The sequence below is a fragment of the Thermoproteota archaeon genome (assembly GCA_003352285.1).
In the GTDB taxonomy this organism is placed as follows: domain Archaea; phylum Thermoproteota; class Nitrososphaeria; order Nitrososphaerales; family Nitrosopumilaceae; genus PXYB01.
Genome location: QQVN01000004.1, coordinates 79,726 through 102,767 on the forward strand (window position 1 = coordinate 79,726; position 23,042 = coordinate 102,767).

General features: G+C 34.5%; 27 protein-coding genes and 2 tRNA genes. 9 read left to right on the plus strand and 20 right to left on the minus strand.

The window, feature by feature from the left end:
* A complete protein-coding gene (locus tag DWQ18_05685) occupies positions 1-1,011 on the minus strand; it encodes a magnesium transporter (GenBank protein RDJ33537.1) in 1,011 nt (336 codons plus the stop codon).
* A gap of 276 nt (positions 1,012-1,287) precedes the next feature.
* Between DWQ18_05685 and DWQ18_05690 the strand changes: the two genes are divergently transcribed.
* A tRNA-His gene (locus DWQ18_05690) sits at positions 1,288-1,359 on the plus strand.
* A gap of 40 nt (positions 1,360-1,399) precedes the next feature.
* Here DWQ18_05690 and DWQ18_05695 read toward each other — a convergent pair.
* The 4 genes from DWQ18_05695 to DWQ18_05710 are packed head-to-tail and all read right to left on the minus strand — an operon-like array spanning position 1,400 to position 3,157.
* The gene (locus tag DWQ18_05695; GenBank protein ID RDJ33538.1) at positions 1,400-1,747 is read right to left on the minus strand and encodes a hypothetical protein; all 348 of its coding nucleotides are present in this window, start codon (positions 1,745-1,747) and stop codon (positions 1,400-1,402) included.
* A gap of 38 nt (positions 1,748-1,785) precedes the next feature.
* On the minus strand, positions 1,786-2,529 hold the full coding sequence (locus DWQ18_05700) for a class I SAM-dependent methyltransferase (protein RDJ33637.1): 744 nt from the start codon (positions 2,527-2,529) through the stop codon (positions 1,786-1,788).
* Positions 2,530-2,554: 25 nt separating this feature from the next.
* Complete coding sequence (locus DWQ18_05705; protein ID RDJ33539.1) at positions 2,555-2,824, minus strand: hypothetical protein; 270 nt, start codon at positions 2,822-2,824, stop codon at positions 2,555-2,557.
* A 24-nt stretch (positions 2,825-2,848) separates the two neighbouring features.
* Positions 2,849-3,157: a non-heme iron oxygenase ferredoxin subunit gene (locus DWQ18_05710; GenBank protein RDJ33540.1), complete on the minus strand. Its 309-nt coding sequence runs from the start codon at positions 3,155-3,157 to the stop codon at positions 2,849-2,851.
* Positions 3,158-3,207: 50 nt separating this feature from the next.
* On the opposite strand from DWQ18_05710, the gene DWQ18_05715 reads away from it, so the two are divergent.
* Positions 3,208-4,017 (plus strand): GNAT family N-acetyltransferase, encoded by an 810-nt coding sequence (locus DWQ18_05715; GenBank protein RDJ33541.1) that lies wholly within the window; start codon positions 3,208-3,210, stop codon positions 4,015-4,017.
* Here the strand turns inward: DWQ18_05715 and DWQ18_05720 are convergent, their stop codons facing one another.
* From DWQ18_05720 to DWQ18_05765, 10 genes are read right to left on the minus strand one after another with little or no spacing between them, the layout of a single operon-like run.
* Positions 4,018-4,881: an FAA hydrolase family protein gene (locus DWQ18_05720; GenBank protein ID RDJ33542.1), complete on the minus strand. Its 864-nt coding sequence runs from the start codon at positions 4,879-4,881 to the stop codon at positions 4,018-4,020.
* 5 nt (positions 4,882-4,886) lie between these two features.
* The gene (locus DWQ18_05725; GenBank protein ID RDJ33543.1) at positions 4,887-6,599 is read right to left on the minus strand and encodes a glutamate--tRNA ligase; all 1,713 of its coding nucleotides are present in this window, start codon (positions 6,597-6,599) and stop codon (positions 4,887-4,889) included.
* A 1-nt stretch (position 6,600) separates the two neighbouring features.
* On the minus strand, positions 6,601-7,563 hold the full coding sequence (locus DWQ18_05730) for a polyprenyl synthetase family protein (protein ID RDJ33638.1): 963 nt from the start codon (positions 7,561-7,563) through the stop codon (positions 6,601-6,603).
* Between the two features lie 11 nt (positions 7,564-7,574).
* Positions 7,575-8,246, minus strand: a complete 672-nt coding sequence (locus DWQ18_05735) for an isopentenyl-diphosphate Delta-isomerase (GenBank protein RDJ33639.1) — start codon at positions 8,244-8,246, stop codon at positions 7,575-7,577.
* Positions 8,218-8,961 carry a gamma-glutamyl kinase gene (locus DWQ18_05740; protein ID RDJ33544.1) on the minus strand — a complete coding sequence of 248 codons (744 nt, stop codon included), beginning with the start codon at positions 8,959-8,961 and terminating at the stop codon, positions 8,218-8,220. The genes DWQ18_05735 and DWQ18_05740 overlap by 29 nt, the downstream gene beginning before the upstream one ends.
* Positions 8,962-8,984: 23 nt before the next feature.
* Positions 8,985-9,929, minus strand: a complete 945-nt coding sequence (gene mvk, locus DWQ18_05745; protein ID RDJ33545.1) for a mevalonate kinase — start codon at positions 9,927-9,929, stop codon at positions 8,985-8,987.
* Entirely contained in the window at positions 9,926-10,762 is an 837-nt protein-coding gene (amrB, locus tag DWQ18_05750; GenBank protein ID RDJ33546.1) for an AmmeMemoRadiSam system protein B, read from the minus strand. The genes mvk and amrB overlap by 4 nt, the downstream gene beginning before the upstream one ends.
* Positions 10,762-11,385: a 30S ribosomal protein S2 gene (locus DWQ18_05755; protein RDJ33547.1), complete on the minus strand. Its 624-nt coding sequence runs from the start codon at positions 11,383-11,385 to the stop codon at positions 10,762-10,764. Before DWQ18_05755 ends, amrB begins: the two co-directional genes overlap by 1 nt.
* Before the next feature lie 8 nt (positions 11,386-11,393).
* The gene (locus tag DWQ18_05760; protein RDJ33548.1) at positions 11,394-12,632 is read right to left on the minus strand and encodes an enolase; all 1,239 of its coding nucleotides are present in this window, start codon (positions 12,630-12,632) and stop codon (positions 11,394-11,396) included.
* Between the two features lies 1 nt (position 12,633).
* Positions 12,634-12,870 (minus strand): DNA-directed RNA polymerase subunit N, encoded by a 237-nt coding sequence (locus DWQ18_05765; GenBank protein ID RDJ33549.1) that lies wholly within the window; start codon positions 12,868-12,870, stop codon positions 12,634-12,636.
* Positions 12,871-12,921: 51 nt separating this feature from the next.
* On the opposite strand from DWQ18_05765, the gene DWQ18_05770 reads away from it, so the two are divergent.
* Positions 12,922-13,006 (plus strand) — tRNA-Leu (locus tag DWQ18_05770).
* 15 nt (positions 13,007-13,021) lie between these two features.
* Here DWQ18_05770 and DWQ18_05775 read toward each other — a convergent pair.
* Positions 13,022-13,636, minus strand: coding sequence for an RNA-binding protein (locus DWQ18_05775; GenBank protein ID RDJ33550.1), 615 nt, complete (start codon positions 13,634-13,636; stop codon positions 13,022-13,024).
* Positions 13,637-13,709: 73 nt separating this feature from the next.
* Here DWQ18_05775 and DWQ18_05780 point away from each other — a divergent pair, with 73 nt between their 5' ends.
* The 3 genes from DWQ18_05780 to DWQ18_05790 are packed head-to-tail and all read left to right on the plus strand — an operon-like array spanning position 13,710 to position 16,034.
* The gene (locus DWQ18_05780; GenBank protein ID RDJ33551.1) at positions 13,710-14,357 is read left to right on the plus strand and encodes an NAD(P)H-hydrate epimerase; all 648 of its coding nucleotides are present in this window, start codon (positions 13,710-13,712) and stop codon (positions 14,355-14,357) included.
* Positions 14,354-14,965 (plus strand): MBL fold metallo-hydrolase, encoded by a 612-nt coding sequence (locus tag DWQ18_05785; GenBank protein ID RDJ33552.1) that lies wholly within the window; start codon positions 14,354-14,356, stop codon positions 14,963-14,965. Before DWQ18_05780 ends, DWQ18_05785 begins: the two co-directional genes overlap by 4 nt.
* Before the next feature lie 4 nt (positions 14,966-14,969).
* On the plus strand, positions 14,970-16,034 hold the full coding sequence (locus DWQ18_05790) for a TIGR00303 family protein (GenBank protein RDJ33553.1): 1,065 nt from the start codon (positions 14,970-14,972) through the stop codon (positions 16,032-16,034).
* On the opposite strand, the gene glmS is transcribed toward DWQ18_05790, so the two are convergent.
* Genes glmS through DWQ18_05805 form a run of 3 tightly spaced genes read right to left on the minus strand, consistent with a single transcriptional unit; the run spans position 16,021 to position 19,085 of the window.
* Complete coding sequence (glmS, locus tag DWQ18_05795) at positions 16,021-17,781, minus strand: glutamine--fructose-6-phosphate transaminase (isomerizing) (protein RDJ33554.1); 1,761 nt, start codon at positions 17,779-17,781, stop codon at positions 16,021-16,023. The two genes, DWQ18_05790 and glmS, sit on opposite strands and share 14 nt — an antisense overlap.
* A gap of 38 nt (positions 17,782-17,819) precedes the next feature.
* Positions 17,820-18,452, minus strand: coding sequence for a 30S ribosomal protein S4 (locus tag DWQ18_05800; protein RDJ33555.1), 633 nt, complete (start codon positions 18,450-18,452; stop codon positions 17,820-17,822).
* Between the two features lie 9 nt (positions 18,453-18,461).
* The gene (locus tag DWQ18_05805; protein ID RDJ33556.1) at positions 18,462-19,085 is read right to left on the minus strand and encodes a 30S ribosomal protein S13; all 624 of its coding nucleotides are present in this window, start codon (positions 19,083-19,085) and stop codon (positions 18,462-18,464) included.
* A 106-nt stretch (positions 19,086-19,191) separates the two neighbouring features.
* Here DWQ18_05805 and DWQ18_05810 point away from each other — a divergent pair, with 106 nt between their 5' ends.
* The 3 genes from DWQ18_05810 to DWQ18_05820 are packed head-to-tail and all read left to right on the plus strand — an operon-like array spanning position 19,192 to position 22,474.
* Positions 19,192-20,823 carry a hypothetical protein gene (locus DWQ18_05810; protein RDJ33557.1) on the plus strand — a complete coding sequence of 544 codons (1,632 nt, stop codon included), beginning with the start codon at positions 19,192-19,194 and terminating at the stop codon, positions 20,821-20,823.
* Entirely contained in the window at positions 20,810-22,156 is a 1,347-nt protein-coding gene (locus DWQ18_05815; GenBank protein ID RDJ33558.1) for a VWA domain-containing protein, read from the plus strand. The genes DWQ18_05810 and DWQ18_05815 overlap by 14 nt, the downstream gene beginning before the upstream one ends.
* A 6-nt stretch (positions 22,157-22,162) precedes the next feature.
* Complete coding sequence (locus DWQ18_05820) at positions 22,163-22,474, plus strand: ArsR family transcriptional regulator (GenBank protein ID RDJ33640.1); 312 nt, start codon at positions 22,163-22,165, stop codon at positions 22,472-22,474.
* Here the strand turns inward: DWQ18_05820 and DWQ18_05825 are convergent.
* Positions 22,467-23,012 (minus strand): hypothetical protein, encoded by a 546-nt coding sequence (locus DWQ18_05825; GenBank protein RDJ33559.1) that lies wholly within the window; start codon positions 23,010-23,012, stop codon positions 22,467-22,469. The two genes, DWQ18_05820 and DWQ18_05825, sit on opposite strands and share 8 nt — an antisense overlap.
* Between the last annotated feature and the right edge of the window lie 30 nt (positions 23,013-23,042).

A 23,042-nucleotide genomic window follows, 5' to 3' on the forward strand; every position in this document is an offset into this window, starting at 1 on the left:
TTAATCACTTAGCCAGCCCAACTTCCTAAAGTACATGAACATTAATCCTGCAGGTATTATTGAAGCAAGAATAACTATGATGAAAGTAGTGTATCCTCCATTTCCTGCACTTTCAATTCCACCTGGTAGATTTACGTTCATTCCATAGAACGTACCGATTACTGTAGCCGGAATAGCCAAGGTGAAAATTATAGTCAAAACGGCAAGAACTTTGTTTGTCTTTTCAGTACTGAGCATAAAATCAGTATCTTTGTAAATTTCCATAGTTTCTCTTGATTCTTCTAATGTGTCAATGACCTTGTCTATGTGGTCTATGATGTCATCAAAGTATAATGTAAGATCTGTTTCAGAGAATCTTGGAATGTGTTTTGTAGTTTCCAAAACAATTCTTTTCAAGGGGTTGACAATGCGTCTTAGCATCGTAATCTCTCTTCTTAACACTGAGATCTTTCTTGCAGCAGATTTCTTTTCATCAAATACACCCTCCTCAATTTCATCTAAATTAGCTACAATCTTTCGTAAAGTGTGCAACAAATCGTCTACTAGTACATCAATTATTTCATGCAGTAACATACCAGTTGATTTGCCTAGTAGTCGTTTTTTTCTCTCTGGATCAAAATCACCCTTGCAGATATTTACCAGATCAAGTAATGGTTTCAAATCTCCTTGATGGACAGTAATCAAAAAATTTTTTCCCAAAAATACAGAGAGCTGACTGTACTTGGGCATGAATTGACTTGATGCCAATGGAGGAAAATGAAGTATTAGAAAAACATGCTCAGAATAACTATCAAGCTTTGGTAATTCAAATTTTGTTAGACAATCTTCAATATTTAGCGAGTTTAGGTTATACTGTTTTGCTAATTTTTCAACATATGCCCTATCTGGGTTTTGCAAGTCTATCCAGGTAAATTTTTCACTTTCTACAGTTTCTACCTTCTGTTCTGTTCCAATATTCTCAGATAGTTTCTTACCCGAACGTAATTTTTTTGTAATAAACTCTCGTTTCAAATCGTCACATTTGCAGCCACTTCAAATAAAAATCTGTGCGTCATATTTACGCACTAAATCATAAAAATCATTTACACAATGAAATTAGTTATTCTATAGCCAAGGAAGGAAATAATTTACTCCGACCCATGTAACTGCTGCTGCAATTCCCATGCCTATCCACCAACCTTTGGATTTCATATTTTTAATACTGTTTTACTCAATAATAAATCTAAAGATAATTTTCTGAATCAAAAATCAAAGATTATTACTGGAAAGCCTGAATTGATGAACGTGGCCCTCGTAGTATAGTGGTTAGTATAGGGGACTGTGGATCCCCGGACAGGAGTTCGATTCCCCTCGAGGGCCCTCAAATAATTATCAGGTATTTTCTGAAATCAGTATTTATCTAAAATATTCCGTACTTGCTAGATTCCATCTCTTCTTTAATTGCTAACTTGAATCGTGGAATCTTATTTTCAATTTTTTGAGTTAACCAAGTTAAGAATTTTTTATCAACCCCTTTGCCTTTTAATCTACTAAAGTCATCTCCCATTTGTACTGCCAATTTGTTGACCACTTCTCTGTTTACACTTACAACAAAGAAATGCCAGCCAAAGGCAAATTCTGAATCTGTAATGACAAATTCATCCTCTCCATGAACCATTTCTTCCAGTAATGATAGAGTGGATGTTATTTGCTTGCTAGTTTTGTCATAATCGATTGCAGAAACATTGATGTTGATTCTTTCTTGCATATTTGAATAATACCTCTTACAAAATAAAAGGATTACAGCTATTTTTTCAACAAGTGTTCAATCTCAATATTGAAGAAATTTCGCAATATACCAATATACGTTTTAATTGATTCTGGGATTTCATCCCCACACGCAACTCCTAAATTTTTTGCATTAATCCAAATCACCAATGATTGAATAATTGTCAAAAATCTATCATTTTCAGATTCGGGACCGCTAATTGCTTTGGTGTATCTTTCAGCAAATTCCCATGCTGTAACAAAGTCGACACACTTTACACCAAAAATTGCCAATAGCTGCTCCTGCAAATCCGTTGTCTTTTTGAATGGGGTTTGGTTGATTATGTAGGGAAACTGGACTTTTTCTGGTAGACACTCAGGTAAGGGACTCCAAATTGTAATAATTCTACAATTATTTAATGAAACAAACTTTTTCATCATTTTTTCAATAATTGCTTCATCAGTGAACCAAAATAGGATTACAGTAGCATCAGAAATATCTGATTCTGTAATGTCTTGACAAAATAAATCACAATCTACTCTTTTCTCTGCTTGTAAAATTTTTTCTTTATTGGTATCTATCCCAACGGCTTTTCTTACATTAAATTCCTTTATTGCAATTTCAAGTCCTTGTCCTGTCCCGCATCCCAAATGATAAAAAACATCCTTTTCTGATAATTCAGCAAATCTAAAGATGTCTCTTAAGGAATTTGTAGGAAGCTCTACGTCTTCCCCAGAGATAATTTCTTGGGGCAATGATTTTAGATAATCTTCAATTTTCATTGACAAGAATAATCATCAAAGAAATTTATTCTCTTATTCCTTCCAGCTTTGATACTGCCTGCCAAAGTGTTACACGAACATATGATGGCATGTTAGGATCTTGTGTAATATCATCTAGCATACTGATTGCATTGGCTGCCCTAACTGACATGGAATACTCTTTATTTCCTAAATCTGCTAATAGATCAGTGATATTTTTTTTAATGGTCTTTGGAGTTGAGGGGTTCGACGCTATTTGATTAAGAGTATCTATTGCTTCCTTCAATGATTCTTTATTTTGATCGTTGCTTGCCATAACTCCTCTTTAGTATCTCTGATATTATACCTCAACAAATACATCGTCTGATTCTACTACAACTTTGTAAGTGCCCAAATTTCTGATTTTAGCTGGAAATTTTTCTAGATTGCCATTTTTACAATTAAACTGTGCTCCATGCCATCCGCAAGTTACTGTCGAGCCCTCAATTTTTCCTTCAGACAAACTGGCCCCTGCATGAGTACAGGTATCATCTACTGCAAAATACTCGCCATCCAAATTAGTTACAAGAATATCTTTACCATCAATCGATACTTTACAGAGCTTACCTGGGGTGATGTCTGATACTTTACCCGCAATAATCTTACCCATGGGCGATCTCAATTAACTATTCTTAATAATTTTTCTACTTGAATCTCTTCATGCAAGTACTAAATGCCCTAAAATCTGATAAAAAGGATGTAATCAAATTTTGCAAGAATACCTTTTCTTGGGGTGATTATATCTCTGAAATATGGGATTATTGGTATTTAGAGGGTAATCTGTTTGTAGTACGTGAAAATAATTCTCCAGTAGCATTATCTCATGCATCTATCTCAAAAAAGGACCAGCAAGTATGGATTGAAGGCATAAGAGTAAATCCAAACTTTCGCAGGAAAGGCTATGCATCATCGCTTATACAACATTCTGAAAACCAAGCAATAAAAAATGATTGCTTAAGTTCTTTTATGTTAATTGAAACAAATAACAAAAACTCTTTGGAATTATCTAAAAAGCTTGGATATGTCATTAAAGAAACGTGGAATTTTTTTTCATTATTACCAGAAAAATCAATTGCTTCTCAGATTGAATTTACTAAAACCAATACTAAAGTTTTTGACTTGATGAGATCCCTAGAACTTTTCTATGTAGACTCTTGGCGGTGGTATCCATTAAATGATCAGCAATTATCACTACTAGTTGAAAACCAACAGATAATTTACTACAATGATAATGATGAATACTCCGTTGCTGTAATTACATCTTCAAAGCATTTTGCCAAAACGATGATCGTTACTTTGCTCTTCGGAAATGATTTGGGAATTAAAAAACTTCTTGACTATTCAAAACATTTGGCTAATTTACAGAATTTTAAGCGCATACAAGTTCTAACAAAATTAAATAAAATTAATGATTCACAAGACATTATCAAAAAATTATCTTTTTACTTGATGTGGAAAAAACTTGAATGATTAATCATAAAATTTTATTGTGTTAGTTATCATTCCTAAATTCTCAATCTCCATTTCAATTTTGTCTCCATCTTTTAGATAATCAAATTTTGAGCTGTTTAAAGCAACACCAGCAGGAGTGCCAGTCGAAATAATGTCTCCTTTTTCCAATGTCATTACTTTGCTTAATTTTGAAATGATTTCTGGAATTTGAATTGACATCTTTGATGTGTTTGAATCCTGCCTGGTTTCACCATTAACTTTTGTCTTGAGCCATAGATTTTGTGGATCTTTGATTTCATCTTGCGTGGTAATCCATGGACCACACGGCGCAAATGTATCAAATCCCTTTGCCCTTGTGAATTGTTTGTCTTTAAATTGAATATCTCTTGCAGAAACGTCATTTAAAATCATGTAACCGAAAACTGAATTCATGGCTTCTTTCACATCAAGGTCTTTCGATTTTTTGCCAATAATTATCGCTAGTTCTATCTCGTAATCCAACTGGGTAACAAAATTTGGGCAAACAATTTCAGAATCTGTAGAATTGATAGCTGTTCTAGGCTTAATTACAATTGCCGGGTCTGTTGGAGGAGTAAGTCCTTGTTCTTTTGCATGATCAGAGTAATTGAATGCAAGACAAATGATCTTTGAAGGATTAGGGATTGGCGCTAAAACCTTGAATTTAGATAGTGATTCATCATATGGCAGGCTATCAAATTTTTCTCTAATCTCTTCATACCACCCATCAAAAAGAAAATCCTTGATACTAATAGGAATTGGAATTCCCGTGGCATAAGTAATCTCTTCTTTGGTAGCTACTTTGTCATTTTTGATAATACCATAAGTTTCCTTTTCTCCATTCAGTAATCGTGCTATCTTCAAATTAATCACTTGTGGGTAAAAATTGCTTGATTTTGCGAGTCTTTCCTACAGTATCCAAATCGCATAAATTGTATTTTTGCATCTTCTTTTAGTTCTAGGAAATATGACTCTGTATAAACTTCTAACTCTTCTAAACTGTCTTCATTATACGTCTCTTCGATGAATAATTGTTTTGGGATGAGGATTTTTATTTTATGTACATTTTTTTCTGGAATCCATTGTGCTTTTGGAAAATCAACATCCATGTTATCATCAGTATATTCTGCAATAATTTCTGGAGAATTATTAACAATTTTGATGTTACCTAGTCCCATCAATCGCAAATGTGAATTTACTTCAAGATTGTTTTCAGCTTGTACTTCGACCAAAACGTTTTCTTCAACTTCTATTCTTCTTTTACCTAGATCTTTTGTTGGGTGATTTGGAACTTCCACGTGTTTTGAAGGGAGTTTTTTTATTGTTATCTTCTTTGGATTTTGTATCATAAACAATCTGATGCTTTCCCCATCGATAATTTTCCTGTTGAATGATTCTAAAGCATCAAACGGTGCCAGAGTGTCTGATTTGGTAAATCCTAGCGATAAGATGAATTTTCTTATTGCTTGCGGTGTGATGCCTCTTTTTTTCATAGCCTCTAGCGTGGGTAGTCTTGGGTCGTCATATGATGCAATTTTTCCCTCCTCGATTAGTGGCCTTAGGACTCTTTTTGAGACTGGCATTCCTTTAAATTCCAAGCGTGAAAATTCTCCCATCTTTGGCTTGCGCATTTTTAATGCATCAAGAATTGCATCATACAACTCGTTTCGCAGTTCATATTCTTTTGATCTAAATGCGTGGGTGACTCCGTCTATACTATCCTCAATTGCTACTGCAAAATCATAGCTTGGCCAAACTCTATATTTTTCCCCTAAAAGCGGATGTTTTCCCTCAATAATTCTAAAAAGTACTGGATCTCGCATAACCGTATTCTCTGAATTCATGTCTCCACGAAATCTTACTATTGCTTCTCCGGGCTTGTACTTTTCAAACATTTTATTCCATCTTTCATTATTTTGTTTCAAGTCACCTTTACTGCATTTACATGCCTTCATCTCTCTTCGATTTTTACTGATATCGTCTCTCTTACACGTGCAGACATAGGCATTATCAGATTTGATTATTTGCATGCCTTTTTCATACAATAATTCCATATCATCAGAAGTGTTTTTTACCACATCATAATGAATTCCAAGCCATTCTAATCCCACTTTGATTGCCGCGTAATATTCTAGTCTCTCACTTTCTGGATTGGTATCGTCCATTCTGAGAATTTTTTTTCCGCCATACTTGTTTACGTATTCTTCATTGATTATTGCAGCTTTTGCATGTCCTATGTGGGGATATCCATTTGGCTCAGGAGGAAATCTCGTCACAACCTTTCCATTTTCAGCTCCCTCTAGAGGAGGTAATCCTTGTTCTTCCTTGGCTTGTTTCTCTTTTGGTTCTAAAATATCTGGAAACAATGATTCAATCTCTGATCTTTGCTCTTCAAGTGAAAGCTTGTTAATCTCATTTACAATTTCTGAAATTTCTGAAATGATCTCTTTTGCTTTACTTCGATATTCTGGTTTTGTTCCTAGTATTTTTGATAAGACAATTTTGTCTTGAGTCTTTCCATCATGCTCAAAGGCATTTTGTAAGGCAAATTTACGAATATCATTTTTTAACTGATCATCCAAATTACAGACTCCTTTTTACAACAAAATCTAACAATGAGATGAGTTCATCCTTTGAAAGTCCTGAATATGTTCTCAAAGATTTTTTTGCAAGCTGTGCATATCTTAGGGCTTGGGCTCTTACAGTTTTCTCAATTCCTAATGAACGGATGATCTTCACAGAATTTTCAAGCTCTTTTTTTGTAGTTTTTGGATTTCCAAATGCCTTTAGTATTGCTGTCTTGTCTTTTCCCTTTGCTTTTTTAATTGCAAGTAAAATCGGTAATGATTTTTTTCCTTCCCTTAAATCATTACCGACTGGTTTTTTTGTAATTTTGGGATCACCCATTATGCCAATCAGATCATCAGTAATTTGAAATGCAATTCCAAGATTTTTTCCAAATGATGACAAATTCTTGATGTCCTTGCTCTTTCCCTTTGCACATATTGCACCCATTGAACATGATACATCAAATAGCGCAGCCGTTTTCTTCCCAATCATTTTAATATATTCAGCTTCTGAAGGAATTTTTTTACTACTTGCCATTCCAATGTCTAGTAATTGACCTTCACAAACATCGACACAGGCTTTTGCTAATCTTGCAACAAGTTTTGATGAAATCTCTGGTGAAAGATTTGATGTAGAAATTAACTGATAAGCTTTTGAAAATAATACGTCTCCAGCTAAAATTGCAATCGGCATACCAAATTTATTATGAACTGTTGGAACTCCATGCCTCATTTCATCATTATCCATTATGTCATCATGAACAAGTGTGAAATTGTGTATCATTTCCACAGCTGCTGCAGCTGGCAATGCTTCAGAATCTTTGCCCTTTAGAATTTGAGAACTCTTCATGACCATAAATGGTCTAAGTCTTTTTCCTCCATTTACTATGAGGTGTCCTGCAGCGTTATAGAGTAACTTTGGTTCTCCTTTTAGCTTTGTTTTTAGGTATTTGTTTACATTTTTTGCATTATTTTTCATTGATTTCTCGTTCAATCACTTACATGCCTCCAATTGTTGTCTGGAAGATGAAGTTTAATTGCCTTTTCTAATATTTCTCTGATTTCTTTTTGTGTCCAATCCTTAAAAATTTCATTGAATTTTTGTAATGCATCTTTTTTTGATAATGGTATGAGGTAAAGTGCAATAAGCATCCAAGGGCAGTATATCTTTGCATTATCTTTCAATTCAAAGATTAATTCTTTCGGTGTAATCCATTTCAATTCGCTAATTTCATCATCCACCAAACTAAATTTTGCATTTTTATCTACAATCCCAATTAGCGTCCCACACATTTCATTCTCCGAACCTATGTCCTTGTAAGGCACATGGTATTCAAATTTGAAAAGATAATACATCTTACACGGTATGCCAACCTCTTCAGGCATTCGTCTTTCAGCTGATGAGATGTAGGTCTCTGATTCTCTTGGGTGACTAGCTACTGTGCCGTCCCAATCTCCAGGCCATAACATCTTACTAGAACTGCGTCTGGTGAGTAGTAGTCTTCCCTCTTTATCAAAAAGTAGCGCAGTAAATGCCCTGTGTAACTTGCCATTTGGTAGATGACACTTTACTTTTTCTTCCTTTCCAACAGGATTATCATTTTTGTCGACTAGTATGACATATTCTTCCATTTTATTTACCTCGAAACAACGTGCCCTCAAATTTCTTTCCATTTACGGCCTTGACTATTCTTTCAGGTTTGTTGCCATTTACAAAAAATACATCTAATCCAAATCCTGAAATTTTTGTTGCTTCCTGCACTTTTCTAGTCATGCCGCCTGTAACATCCATTGAATTCTCTGTTATGGATAGTTTTTGATTTTTTACCTCATGAATTAATTTCTTAGATTTTAGGTCCGAATACAATCCATCCTCATTTAAAACAAAAATACTTAATCTTGGTTTTAGTATTTTTGCAAAGATCGTCATAATTTTATCACCTGACAAAATGAATGATTTTTTATTCCCGTACCATAACGCATCACCAAATGTTACTGGAATAAGATTGGATTTAGAAATTTTTTCAATCTCATGAATCTTTTTGGATATTGGTTTATTGCCAAACATAAAATCTGTTGGAGGGATTGAATATGGATTTAATTTATTTTTTAAAAATGAGTCAAGTATAATCTTGTCTAATTCAATCATTGAATTTTTTACTATTGAAACACCTCTGGGACTGTAAGATGCCGGCTTTGTGTGCATATCGAATTTGACTGACCAGTAATGCCCAAACGAACCTCCGCCATGAACTACGATTATTGGCTCATGAATTTTTTTGATATTTTTTATGATCTTATCTATTACTTTTGGTTTAGGGGAAAGAGGTTTTTCTTTATTAGTGATAATTGAACCGCCTAGCTTTATCAGGATCATGTATGTTTGAACAAAATAGGGAATTAAAAAGTATTCAATCCTTCAACCCCAATTTTTGTAGTAAAGCATTCGTATTTTTCTTGCTTTAAATTTTGTAGGGTTTCATTGATATTAGAATCATTTACCAATGCAATAATGCATCCCCCGCCTCCTGCTCCAGTGATTTTTGCTCCAAATGATGATCTCTCTGCAATTGCAATCATTGCTTGTAGTTTTTCATTTGATACTCCGATCTTTTCTAAATACATTTGATTTTCATTCATACATTTTCCAAGACTCACAATGTCATTATTCATAATTGACTCCTGTGCTTTTTGAATTAGTTTTGATTCTTGATTACACAGCTCTGAAAATTCAACATTATTTTTTTTCCTAAATTCATTTACTTTTGTTACAACTTTACTTGTTGAATGAATGATCGTTGAGTTGGCAATTACTAGACTAAAACTAATTTTTGATTTAATAGGGTGAAATTCGCCCATATCATACTCTATAATTCCTCCATGTGCGCTGATTGTGGTATCTGCTCCTGATGCTCTTTCAAATACAGTTTTTTCTGCATCTATAGATAGCTGAACGATTTTCTCTTTTGAAAGTTTTGAGAAAAGTGCAGAAATCGAACCTGCTGCTGCAACACAGCATGCAGAGGATGAACCCAATCCTACCCCTGATGGTATTTCTGAATTAATTTCGATACTTATTCCTGCATTGTGATTAAATTCTTCCATCATCTTCTTTGCTATGAAAATAAACGGCTTAAACGATGATTTGATTTTCGAAATAGGCTCTGAAGAGTTAACTGAAATTTGTCCTAAATCTGATTTTACGATTATCTTTTTATCACTAATTATTTCGGAAGAAACTGTCACTCGCTTATCTATGGAGCATAATATTGCTTTTGTTCCATGTACGACAAAATGTTCTCCAAAAAGAATGACTTTTCCTGGGGCTGAAGCTGTTGATTTCAAGAAAAAACTATCGACCCATATCCTACTACAGAACTCTTTTCTCCAGTGATATCTCCACTTGTTGCATATTTTAGAAGTTTTCCCTCTTTTGCACCTAGTTCCTTAGATGCCTGCATTGTTGCAGCAATAGCACCATAGCCACATGCACTAACTTGTTTTTCTTCTAAAACTTTGTAGAATTCATCAATATCCAATCTCAAAATTGGCTCGATTAGTGCTTTATCTTGTTTGTATGCAACATCATTTGGCTCGTAGTGAGTAAAATCTGATGAACCAACAATCATGACTTTATTTTCTTTTGAAATTTTTGCAACTGCTTTTCCCAACGCCACTGTTGTTTTTTTCGTTTGATCAATTAATGATATTGGTAATATCTTAAATGAATTTTGAAATGTTTCTTGCAACATTGGAATCTGTACTTCAATACTGTGCTCTTTTGTATGTGAAAACAAATCCAACTCAACAAAATTTGTTTCATTAACTAGTTCATCAGCCAATTTGGAATCAACAATTACTTCTCCAAGAGGAGTTTCCCAGGTACATTCTTTGATGGATGATACATTGCAACCAAGTCCCCAATGATTGGGTCCAATTATGATAAATGTTTCATATTGATTTGCTGATATTTCATAAACTGAATGACATGCAATTGGTCCAGAATACATGAATCCAGCATGGGGACAAATCATACCGATTATGTTTTTTGATAATGAACTTGGCGGTAAGTTTTTTGGTCCATAGGAATGCAGAAAGCAATCATGAATGGATTTTTTTAATTGATTTTTTTCGCCGGCGTAGAACATTCCGGCTACTGCCGGTGTTCTAACTTGCATCAGTCTAAGGCCTCATCAGAAATTTTGGTCTCAAAGTCATCAATTTCATACTTCATTGATTCATCTTCTTTGAGCTCACCCTTTTCAATTAAAATTTCTCTTGCCAATAACCAGTATACTGTTGCAAGGGCTTTTCTACCTCTGTTGTTTGCAGGAATTACCAAATCCACTTTTGATGTGATATTGTCTGTGTTTGCTACTCCAATCACAGGAATTCCTGCATTGGTAGCTTCTGTAATTGCCTGATCATCTACCTGTGGATCAGAAATTAACAATAATTTTGGTTCAATATAATATGGTAATGATGGATTTGTCAAAGTCCCTGGCATAAATCGTCCTAATTTTGCAGATGCTCCTGTCATTTCACAGAATTTTTCAATTGGCATATTGGCATACTCTCTTCCTGAACAAACGATTACTTTGTCCACTCCAATTCTGTTAATGAATTTTGCAGCTGTCTTGATACGGTCTAATGAAATATCTAAATCAATCATGTAAAGGCCTTCAGGACTGGCTTTAGTGATGAAAGGTTTCATGAATTTGGTTTTAACCTGAGTTCCTACCCTGATTCCTGTGGATAGGATTTTCTTCTTAATATCTTCAGTTTCTGCTTGTTGACTCATATCGATTTTTAAATTTCAGCCATACCGCGTATTAAATCATGCTCTGATAATCTAATTAATTCATTGAGTTTTGATACCCTTTCACCACCTACGACACCTACTTTGAGCATCTTTGACTTGGTAGCGATACCTATATGGGAAATCTGACTATCTGTAGATTCGCCTGATCGATGTGAAGTGATTAATCTAATGTTATTATCATTTGCCTCCTTTGCAAATTCTAGTGCATCATAAAGACTTCCTGCCTGATTAACTTTGAGAATAGCTGCATTGCAAGCTTTTTTCTCAATAGCCTTTTGTAAAATTGATTTGTTAGTTACTGTTAGATCATCACCAGTGACAAGTGTATTTGGAAATCTTTTAGTAATTTCTGACATATCATCAAAAGCTTCTTCATGTACAGCATCTTCTGCGTAAATTAATTTGTATTTTTTAATTATATCTGAAACAAATTCAATTTGTTCTCCGGCAGAATTTTCAAATCCTGACCTATCATAAACATACTTATTTTTTTCTTCTTTCCATTGAGTGGATGATGCAAAATCTACTCCTAGGGATACTTCTTTGCCTAAAGTAAATCCTAAATTTTCACATGCTTTTGCAGACACCTCTAAAGCTTTATCATTATTCATCTTTGGTGCCCAACCACCTTCATCACCTCTACCGTTTGTAAAACCAGGATCTTCTTTCTGCAAAATATTTCTCAATTCTTTATGAACTGCCAAATTAGTATCGATGGATTCTCTTATTGATTTTGCACCTGTCGAGCAGATCAATATTTCTTGAATATCTGGGGTTCCAGGACCTGCATGGGCTCCACCACCAAGTATGTTTCCTAATGGAAATGGAAATTTTAACTCAGTCTTGTCCGCTAGTATCTTGTAGAGTGGCAAGTCAGATGCCTTTGCAGATGCATCCATTGACGCAATGGTTACTGCAAAAGCAGATGCACCTCCAATCTTGGAGTAATATTTTGAATCATCAATTGAACGAATGGTGTCGTGAATGGATTTTAGATCTCCAGAGTCTAGCCCAATAAATTTTCGCTCATTAGAGTTTAGTACTTTTGCACTTTCTTCTGGTCCTCCAGTAGGGAAGCTCTGTGCTTCATACTTTCCAACACTTGCTCCAGATGGTGCGCATACTCTTCCTAAGATTTTATTATCTACAGTAATGTCTACCTCGATAGTTTTACTGCCTCTACTATTGTATAGTACTCTTGCCTTTAATGATGAAATTTTTGACAAGCTATTCTAACTCAGATTGAACTTCTTGGTGTCTTCTCTGAATTGCTTCATAAAATGGAACAATCTGTTGAATTGTTTCCACTGAAGTTAGTAACATTCTTCTGCAGCAATATCTTTTGATATTCAAAGAATCAAGAACTTTGGCAGGATCTTCCCCTGATCTGATTTTAGTTTGATAATCATCAAATTTGTCAGCAATTAGATTTCCACAAGTAAAACATCTGACTGGAACTAACATATTTTCGAAAAGTAACCAAGGATTATAAAAACCCTGCATGAAAATTTCGTTGCGGGTGTCGCCCAGCCTGGCCAAAGGCGCTAGCTTGAGGGGCTAGTCTCTTAGGAGTTCGTGGGTTCAAATCCCATCGCCCGCATATTCATTATCAAAATTATTTCTCGAGTTTTTTTATTGCATTAATTAAATCAGATCTTCGAATTTCTTCTGTAAGAGCTGCTCTTACATCTTCTACCAAAATTCTATTGACGTCCAGCTTCCTTCGTGTCTCTCTTACAATTTTATCATATGTAGCAAATGGATACAAATTTTGATAAAGATCTTCCATAACTCCAAAAATTCTGATGGCTTCTTCTGGTTCTCCTTTGCGGATTTTATCGTACGTTAGTCTTTTTAATTCACCAACACAATCAAGCAGACCAAGAATATATGATTCAGGATTGACTTTTAGTGTATCAATAGATGGTACAGGTTTTTTTTCAGCAATGGCAATTAATGCAAATGCCTCAACTAATTCCTGTTCTGGAATGATTATGTACCTTTGAAGTTCTCCCACTGCTTTTTTCTTTTGTGAGGTTAACAATGTATTTGCCTTTTTAGCTTTCTCCTTTGCAGATTTTAGATCTTGTTTGTGGACTGCAATAATGGCCTGACTTGATAAAATTACAACTTCTCTTGTATTTTTAATTAGAAATTCCCTTGCATCCTGAGTAACGGAAAAGCTTTTTGATATTTTGTCTAATGATGACTTGACATTTTTTAATGACAATAATCATGGGTCAAGAAACCAAGATAAAGCCGTTTGCCAAAGCGCTTATTTTATGTTCTAGCTTAGGGTGTTTATGGAAATTACAGTCGATCAAATGTATCAGATTGAAAATAACGGTCATGCTATGGGATTTTTGAAAAAATTTATGATGGAAAATGCTGGCGCATCTGCTGTAAGACGACTAGTAGAAAAATTTGGTGACGTACAATCTAAGAATATTTTGATCTTCGTTGGAATGGGAAATAACGGGGGTGACGGTCTTGTGATGGCAAGACATTTAGCTGGATATGGGGCAATTGTTACAGTTAGACTCCTTGGTACTCCGGAGAAAATTAAAACTGAAGAAAGTAAATGGAATTGGTCAATTTTAGAGAAAATGCAATCTGTTCAATTACTTTATGGAGATGAATTAAATTTTAATTTCAAAACTGATATTATTATTGATGGAATTCTCGGAACTGGTATTACCGGTTCTATAAGAGAACCTTATGCATCAGCCATTAATTTCATAAATAACTCAAACTCTTTCAAGCTAGCAGTGGATGTTCCATCAGGATTAGATCCACAAACCGGAGAAACTGCAAACGTTTTCGTAAAAGCTAACATGACAGTAACATTTCATAAAATGAAGCAAGGAATTCCAAAAAGAAAAGATCTTACTGGAGAATTATTTGCTGAAAAAATTGGAATACCACCTGAAGCTGAGATTGGAGTATTATGATAGTCCATCAAATACAAGTTGGAAACATGCAAAATTTTTGTTATATTGTTACCGACGAAGAAACAAACGAATGCATTGTTATTGATCCCTCATGGGATCTTGAAAAAATTGAAGAGGTTGTTACCAGAAATGATCTGACTGTAAAGTACATTGTTAACACACATCATCATTTTGATCATACAATTGGGAATAAAGCAATGAGTGAATCTACTGGAGCAAAAATAATTCAACATGAAGCATCAACTTTAGATCATGACATATCTGTAAAAAATAATGAAAAAATAAAATTTGGTAAAAGTGAATTAACCGTAATTCATACTCCTGGCCACTCAAAGGACAGTATTTGTCTAATTGGTGATGGGAAAATCTTTTCAGGTGATACTTTGTTTGTTGGAAATTGTGGTAGAGTCGATCTTCCTGGTGGTAGTGCACGTGAGTTATACCATAGCCTATTTGATATACTTCATAACTTAGATGATTCGCTCACTCTTTACTGCGGACATAATTATGGCTCATCTCCTACATCTACAATTGGTAAAGAAAAGAAAATGAATTTTGTAATGCAACCGAGATCTGAACAAGAATTTGTAGAAATGATGGGACAGTGATAAAGTGAAAGATATTGAATTTTTCGGAAATATAAAAAATTGTGAAAACTTTGTAAATGCTGTTAAAGAAAAGGACTTTTTATTTTCATTAGTGATTTCTTATACGTCTACTAGTGAAATTCCTGGAATTACCATAGCTGGCTCTAATTCCGAACTTGTTAAATTCACCGCTCCAGCTGATGCAGAATTCCTTCATTATGGCTATTGCAAATCAATTAAATCGATTCCAATGACTCCTGACGGAAAACCAACTCCTGCATTAATAACTAAATCCGCATTAGAATCAGCTAGCATACCGCTAGTAGTAATTAATGCTGGAAGTAAGGTTGAACCTCAATTACCATTTATTCAGACTGGTTTGAAGCCTGGAAATAATATCACACAAAACTTTGGGCTTGACGAGGAATCATTTCTTCATGCAATTGATTATGGCAGAATTATTGGTCGTACTTTGGCATCTCTAACTGATTGTCTTGTTATAGGTGAAAGCCTACCTGGCGGGACCACTACTGCATTAGCAGTAATGAGGGGTTTAGGAATTGATGCTAAGGTAAGTTCTAGTATTCCAAAAAACCCCGTTGAGCTAAAAAATCGTATAGTGACAAACGCATTGAAGAAATTAGATAATGACGATCCCTTCAATGTAGTAAAAGCAGTTGGTGATCCTATGATTCCAACTGTCGCTGGGATGTTAAGCAGCGCATCAGAAATTTCCAAAGTTCTACTTTCAGGTGGTACTCAAATGGCAGCTGTTCTAGCATTTGCAAAATCAATAGGTTACAAATCTGATAATGTAGCAATTGGAACTACGTGTTACATTACAAATGACACAACTGCAAATTTTTTAGAAATAATTAAACAAATTGATGACATATCAATCTTAGTTGTTGATCCAAAACTTGAAAGATCAGAATTTCCAGGCCTGAAATCATTTTCTGAAGGATTCGCAAAGGAAGGCGCCGGTGCGGGAGGATCCTTAATTGCTGCAATGCTAAAGGCAGGACTTGATTCTGAAAAACTACTTCAATTAACTGAAAATCAGTATAAGAGAATTTTTACTTCACAGTAACTGATTTTGCTAAATTCCTTGGATAGTCAGGATCAGTTTCTTTCTCAAGTGCGGAATAATATGCCAATAATTGAATAGGAATTATTTCTATAATCGGAAACATTGACTCTTCTATTGTGGGAATTTCAATCCAATAATCATAAACATCACTCTTCTTATCTGAGATTCCAATAATCTTAGCTCCTCTAGCTTTAATCTCTCTTGCACTGGTAATTGTATCATTATAGGTTGAATCATTAGGATTTATGATTACAACAAAAACATTTGAATCCATTAATGCCAATGGTCCGTGTTTTAATTCTCCTCCTGGAATTCCTTCAGCATGGATGTAAGTTAATTCTTTTAATTTCAATGCAGCCTCTGATGCGATTGGATAGTGAATTCCCCTTCCCAAAATGTAGATGTCAGATACATCTTTTAGCTGTTTAGAGACCTCCTTGATTTTTGAATGACTCGATAGAATTTTTGCAATTAACGCTGATATTTTCTCAAAGTCTACTCCTATACATCCAGCACATATTTTTTCAGTTATTTTATAGATAATTCCTAATTGTGATGTGAAACTCTTCGTTGCTGCAACTCCAATTTCCGGACCGCAATTCATGCCAATTACTACCGAAGATTCTTGAACAAGGGAGGAAGTTAGTAGATTCACTATTGATATGATCTTCGCACCTGATTTTTTTGCAATGTTTACTGCTTCTAAAACATCTGCACTTTCTCCACTTTGAGAAATGGCAATTAGAATTGAATTGGGTTCAATAGAATCAGGAGAAAACGGAAGCTCGCTAGAAATTATTGGCTCTAATTTTATTTTTGCATATTTTGACATGAGATATTTTGCTACTAGTGCAGCATTGTAACTTGTACCACTACCTGTTATGTAGACATTTTTTGCATGTTTGATATAGTCCGTTGCCTGTTCTATTGCTTCAATGGTATTTTCTCCTGCCTTGATAATGGTATCTGGTTGTTCCGAAATTTCTTTTAGGGTAAAATGTGCATAATCTCCCTTATATGCATCAGCAAATTCTTTTGAAACTTTTGTTATCTGTTTTTTTACTGGCGTTCCATCAAAATTACATATTTGCAATCCTGCAGAATCGATTAACACAAAATCACCATTGTCTACATAAATTGCATCATCTGTTTGTTCAATAAATCCTAAAACATCACTGGACAAAAAATAAGACTCTTTCCCAACTCCGATTATTAATGGTTCATGAAATCTTGCAGCTGCAAGCGTACCGTCTTCAAACATTGCCACAAAGGCATAATGTCCTTTTAGATCTCTTAGTGTTTTTATCAAGGACTCTTTAACATCTAACTTTTCATCATAATGCATCTGTAGTAAATTTGCAATTACTTCACTATCTGTTTCACTTTTGAAAGTATAATTTTTCTTTTCAAGAATTTTTTTTAATTCAGAAAAATTCTCAATTATTCCATTATGTACTATGGCAATTCTTCCTGAATTACTTGGGTGTGGATGAGCATTCTTATCCGTCACTTTGCCGTGAGTTGCCCATCTAGTGTGCCCAATTCCGATGGTACCTGGAAGCTTGTCAAGTTGCACTGTATTGTTAACTTCGGAGACTTTGCCTACTCCTTTTTTTAGATTAATCTTATCTTCTGATTTAGTGGCTACGCCAACACTATCATATCCCCGATACTCCATTCTTTTTAGGCCCTTCACTAGTATTGGGGCAGCTGTATCGATTCCGTAATAACCAATTATTGAACACATTACTCGTCTATCACAATTAACAATATTTACTGATAAGCTTATTCTTCTGGTTTATCGGTTGAATCATTTTCACCCTCATCAGAGACAGATTCGACATTTTTATCATCCATGTCTGAGGATTCACTATCTGTTTTCTCAGCTTTAGTCTTTTCGGAAGATTCGTTCTTGGAAATTTTTTCTAATAGATCTTTTAATGAAGAACCTGGTGTTAGTTTGATATCTTTTTCTTCATTAACTGTTACAGTATATGATGGAACATTTACTATCCTGTCTCCAATCATTATATGTCCATGAATTACAGCCTGTCTTGCTTGATATGGTGTCTTGAAACCTAATTTTTTCATAACAATCGTTTGTAATCTTCTACCTAACAATTCTTCAACGTGAAGATTCAATACGTCATCCAAAGTTGAACTTTCTCCTACCAGTCCAATTCTTCTCAATGATTTCATAAGGATTGGTTCTTTTTCTTCTCTAATCTCTTGTCCTAAAGCTAACAATGAACGAGCCTGATGTCTAATTCTAGATAGTTCTGTATGAGCTTTCCATAATTCTCTTTTTGTTTTTAATCCAAAAGTGCCCAGAGTTTTCAACTCTTCCATCTTTAACTCATAATTCAATGGACGCTTAGGCTTTCTCCACATTCGTCTTGGATATTTTGGATCTCCCATTCACAACACCTACTCTTTCTTTGCAGCTGGCTTTGCACCTGCTGCTGGTTTTGCGTCAGCAGCTGGCTTTGCACCTGCTGCTGGTTTTGCGTCGACTGCTGGAGCTGCACCTGCTGCTGGAGCTGCACCTGCTGCTGGAACTGCACCTGCTGCTGGAGCACCTGCACCACCAGCTGGCATAACTTTACCACCTTTAGCAACTCCTACTGCTCCACCTTTTCTTCCAGTGGTTCTCGTTCTCTGACCTCTAACTTTTAATCCAAACATGTGACGGTAACCTCTCCAACTTCCAGTGGTTCTTTCTCTTTCAACATCATTTCTTACTGTAAACTCAATATCAGATGTTATCAAATGAATATTTCTTCCTGTTTCTACATCCTTTCTTCTATTTAGGAACCAAAGTGGAAAATTTGCAGAAGCTGGATCTTGTAAAATCCCTTCTATTGCCTGAACTTGAGATTCAGAAAGATAACCTATACTATCATTTGTATCAATTTTTAATTTATGCAATATTGCATTAGCAAAATTATATCCAACACCACGAATTTGGGTTAAACCTACCAGCATCTTTTTACTTCCTGGTATATCATTTCCCACAATTCTAACAATGTGTCTATATTCTTGTGTAGCCAAGTATGCAAGATTCTAAGTACCCCCGATAAAAACCCTGCTGGAAATTTTGAACTTTTACCATTTTGTCTAAAGTAATATTATAAACACCATTTGGATATTCAGATTATTGCCTGATGACTTTGGTACAATTGTAAGTCAATCATATTCCACACCCCCAAAATATTCAGAAATTCAGGCTGGAGTACCAGAAGACTTTGCTGATATTAAGACGCTAGGGGACATATTATCGATCAATTACAAGTTAATTGACTCAAAAGAACAATTACGAAAAAACCTGATTTCTAAAATGAGATCGGGAAAACCAAGATATCCGGGGATTATAGGATTTGACGATGATGTAATTCCTGCATTAGATAGGGCGATTTTATCCAAACATGATGTCTTTTTAGTTGGACAAATTGGGCAAGCAAAAACCAAGATAGTACAAACAATAGCTGAAACTTTACTATCGCCTATTCCTATTATTCGAAATAGTATTACAAATGACTGTCCATTGGAATTACCGCAAGATGAATTAATTTCATTATTAGAAGACAAAGAAATCACAAAACAGAGTCCCACTTTTCATATCAGTCCTGAAAGCTCTGAACAAATTAGGAATGATAAACTAGATACCAAAATTGAATGGGTAGATGGCAAAAGCAGATTCAAGTATGTTTTGGCAACTCCTGACATCTCCGTCAAAGATCTTGTCGGATATTTAGATGCAATCAAAGTTGCCAAGAAAGGAATTGAAATGTATAAGATTGATTCGTATTCTCCTGGACAATTAATGCAGGCAAAACACGGTATTTTCTGTATTGATGAATTACCAGTTTTGGATCCTAGAAAACAAGTTGCACTGCTTTCTGTTTTACAAGAAGGAAGATTCACTACAGGCTCTTATCCTGTAATTTTTGAACCAAAGATTACATTTTTTGCAACTGCAAATCCAATAGATTATACACATTCAGGAAAAGTAATAGAACCACTTTATGATAGGTTGAAGAGTCACATCCATACACATTATCCAAATTCCATTATTGATGAAATGATGATAATTTTACAAGAAGCCAAAATTTCTAATACTCTAATTTTATCTCCAATTCTATCCACTCTCACAAAAATAATTCAAAAAACTCGAAGTAACTCACAAGTAAATCAAGAACGCGGAGTAAGTGTTCGCTTGGGAGTTCACGGTCTTGAGCTTTTGGTTGGTGAGGCTGAACGAACTAGAGGCATTTCACATAATTTACTGGCAGTCCCAAGAATCTCAGATTTACACTGCCTTACACAGATTGCTAAATTTGAAATCTCTGAAATGGATGATACTATTGAAAACAGACACAAGTTATTTACTAATATAATTAATGAATCAATCAAAGAAACATGTCTAGAATTTCTTGGTGAGCAATCCCCTGAGGTCTTAAATGTCATTAAACAAGAATTTGGAGAAAACATGTTTCCCATCTCGCAAAAAATGCTTTGGGTTAATGGACAAACCTCGCTAAAAAATCAAATAGAAAAATTTCCCAATCTAAAAAAACTAGTAGATTCTAAAATGGGCGATATTCAAAATCTACAAACTCAATTAATAGAAAAAATCTCTTCAAATACAATTAACACTATTTCATTAAAGATTGATGAAAACTCTAATCCAGAAATCTCTGCTTTGTTAGTTGAAATGATTTTAGAAGGACTATGTTGGACTGAACCCAAAACCCTTGATAGGCGTGAGGCTGGCTATGGCGCATCATGACTATAAAAATTTAGTATATTTTGCAAACAAAACAAAAAAAGAATCATCAAAAGACAACAATCGTCTATCAGAAGAAAACTTAGAAAAAATTCTAGAATCTTTGGCAAAACAAGCAATGAGAGAAAAGCCCCCTACTATGGAAGAGCTAGAATCCATTCTGCAAGAATCTACAGGCTCATCAAAAGGTAATGATAAGGAAAATCAAAGTAATTCACAAAATTTAGAAGAAGAACAGGGATCTGCTTCCATTACAAAACTTCTTCAAAATGAAGGATATCTCCGAAATGATACACAATGGCTCACTAACAAAGCGTTCTTCCAAATCGGAAACAAAATCTTACAAGACGTAATGAAAGATCTCAGCTCTGCTGAATTCGGATTACATGAAACTAACGTATCTGGTTCTGGTAACGTGGTGATTGACTCTACAAAAAAATTTGAACCAGGCGATGAAATCAAACAGCTAAGCGTTCCTCAAACTTTACTGAATTCAATTCAAAGAATCCTAAAAACACAAGAAATTAAATTTCCAATCTCAATTGAGCCAGACGATTTAGAAGAATATGAAACCCTTGAAGATGTTAAAACATCAGTAGTTTACTGTATAGATCTTAGTTCAACTATGAAACAATCACTTGGTTCAAATGTTAGTAGATTAGTAGCCGCAAAAAAAGCCTTATGGAGTCTTTATGTTTTAAATAAAAAATTCTTTCCTAGTGATTCAGTTTTTGTCGTGGGATTTGCTTCTATGGCATCTATTGTGAATCCTTTTGATATTCCATTTTTAAAAACATTTGATGCAAATGATAATTTTTTACATTATACCAATTATCAAGCAGCATTACGTCTGGCAAGAAAAATTCTTCAAAAAAATTATTCTCAAAATAAAAGAATTGTTTTAATTACTGATGGTCAGCCTAGTGCATGCTTTATTGAAAATGAATATCAAAAAAATGAAATAATTTCAGAAAAACCATATTCCAATTTTTACTCTCCTGATCCAGCCATTCTCTCTAAAGTGCAAAAAGAAAAAAAGATGAGAATTGAAAATAATCCTGACAGGCTAGTGTACCTATGCTATCGTTACAAAAAAGTCGATCCTAAAATCGATAAAAGAACCATGATTGAGGCTAAAAAATGCTTACGGGAAGGAATCCAGATTGACTCTATAGTTGTAAGCGATGAATTTGAATTATTAGATTACGTTAAAGAATTAGAAAAGGAACTTAAAGGAAAGACATATCATATTGATAATTCAAACATGGACAAAGTTCTAGTCACTGATTACTTGACGAATACGAAAAAAGTTTTAAACGTTTTAAAACATTGGTGAATGAATATGGGGAAAACATATGATCACCAAAAAATAATTGATTGCATCTTTGATCCAATTACCTCTCAAATCTTATCAGAACTTGAGGATGGTGAAAAAAATATTTCGCATCTATCTAATCAAACTGAGATATCAGAAAATGAGATTCAAGACCGATTATTCTATCTTGTTGAGACTGGTTTTGTTACTATGACTAATGATGGCCAATCTATCTCATATTCAGCTGATGCAGAAAAACTATCCAAAGTCATTGAAGATGAACAAAATTTTGATGGTGCAATTGATGGATTAACAAAAATGGATAGTTACCTTAACTGATTCTTTTTTTACATTTATTTTTAATCACAACAAGTCCCATGATGATAATTCCTATTAGGCCAACAATTAAGATGTAAAATCCTGTATAGCCTATGACTAGTTTATCAGAACTAGGTAAATGACCTATCGCAATAATTATCTCTGTTTCACTACCGGAATTTTCAACTGATAGTCTGTAATTTCCTTGAGTTTGTATTTCAAATTGTTTTTCATATGATTCCTTCTCGATATTTGATGAATCAATTATGGCTCCAAAGGGATCAAAAAGATTCACTGATACTGCATTCTCTTGAAAATTCATCACCTGGACAACATAGACCCCAGTGTCTTCTATCGCTGGATCAAGAAATGATTCCACATCTAGGCTACTTCCTGAACCAACTTTGGCAGTATTCTGGGTAAATCCTTCAGTTATCATCTGTGAGCCATAAAACGAAAGTACAATCCCTAACACAACAATTCCGCCTACTATGACTAGGAATATGCCTGATTTTTGCATTGATTCTGCAGTTGTATTCCTGTAGTTAAAACTTAGCATTATACTCAAACCTAAAGTTAGCCTAGGGTA

Coding starts and splice junctions, on each gene's coding strand:
- DWQ18_05785 (RDJ33552.1), top strand. CDS start 14,354: ATGATAGTCCATCAAATACAAGTTGGAAACATGCAAAATTTTTGTTAT.
- DWQ18_05700 (RDJ33637.1), bottom strand. CDS start 2,529: ATGAAAATTGAAGATTATCTAAAATCATTGCCCCAAGAAATTATCTCT.
- DWQ18_05820 (RDJ33640.1), top strand. CDS start 22,163: ATGGGGAAAACATATGATCACCAAAAAATAATTGATTGCATCTTTGAT.
- DWQ18_05825 (RDJ33559.1), bottom strand. CDS start 23,012: ATGCTAAGTTTTAACTACAGGAATACAACTGCAGAATCAATGCAAAAA.
- DWQ18_05780 (RDJ33551.1), top strand. CDS start 13,710: ATGGAAATTACAGTCGATCAAATGTATCAGATTGAAAATAACGGTCAT.
- glmS (RDJ33554.1), bottom strand. CDS start 17,781: ATGTGTTCAATAATTGGTTATTACGGAATCGATACAGCTGCCCCAATA.
- DWQ18_05815 (RDJ33558.1), top strand. CDS start 20,810: ATGGCGCATCATGACTATAAAAATTTAGTATATTTTGCAAACAAAACA.
- DWQ18_05765 (RDJ33549.1), bottom strand. CDS start 12,870: ATGTTAGTTCCAGTCAGATGTTTTACTTGTGGAAATCTAATTGCTGAC.
- DWQ18_05705 (RDJ33539.1), bottom strand. CDS start 2,824: ATGGCAAGCAACGATCAAAATAAAGAATCATTGAAGGAAGCAATAGAT.
- DWQ18_05715 (RDJ33541.1), top strand. CDS start 3,208: ATGCAAGTACTAAATGCCCTAAAATCTGATAAAAAGGATGTAATCAAA.
- amrB (RDJ33546.1), bottom strand. CDS start 10,762: ATGCAAGTTAGAACACCGGCAGTAGCCGGAATGTTCTACGCCGGCGAA.
- DWQ18_05710 (RDJ33540.1), bottom strand. CDS start 3,157: ATGGGTAAGATTATTGCGGGTAAAGTATCAGACATCACCCCAGGTAAG.
- DWQ18_05695 (RDJ33538.1), bottom strand. CDS start 1,747: ATGCAAGAAAGAATCAACATCAATGTTTCTGCAATCGATTATGACAAA.
- DWQ18_05740 (RDJ33544.1), bottom strand. CDS start 8,961: ATGATCCTGATAAAGCTAGGCGGTTCAATTATCACTAATAAAGAAAAA.
- DWQ18_05800 (RDJ33555.1), bottom strand. CDS start 18,452: ATGGGAGATCCAAAATATCCAAGACGAATGTGGAGAAAGCCTAAGCGT.
- DWQ18_05755 (RDJ33547.1), bottom strand. CDS start 11,385: ATGAGTCAACAAGCAGAAACTGAAGATATTAAGAAGAAAATCCTATCC.
- DWQ18_05730 (RDJ33638.1), bottom strand. CDS start 7,563: ATGAAAAATAATGCAAAAAATGTAAACAAATACCTAAAAACAAAGCTA.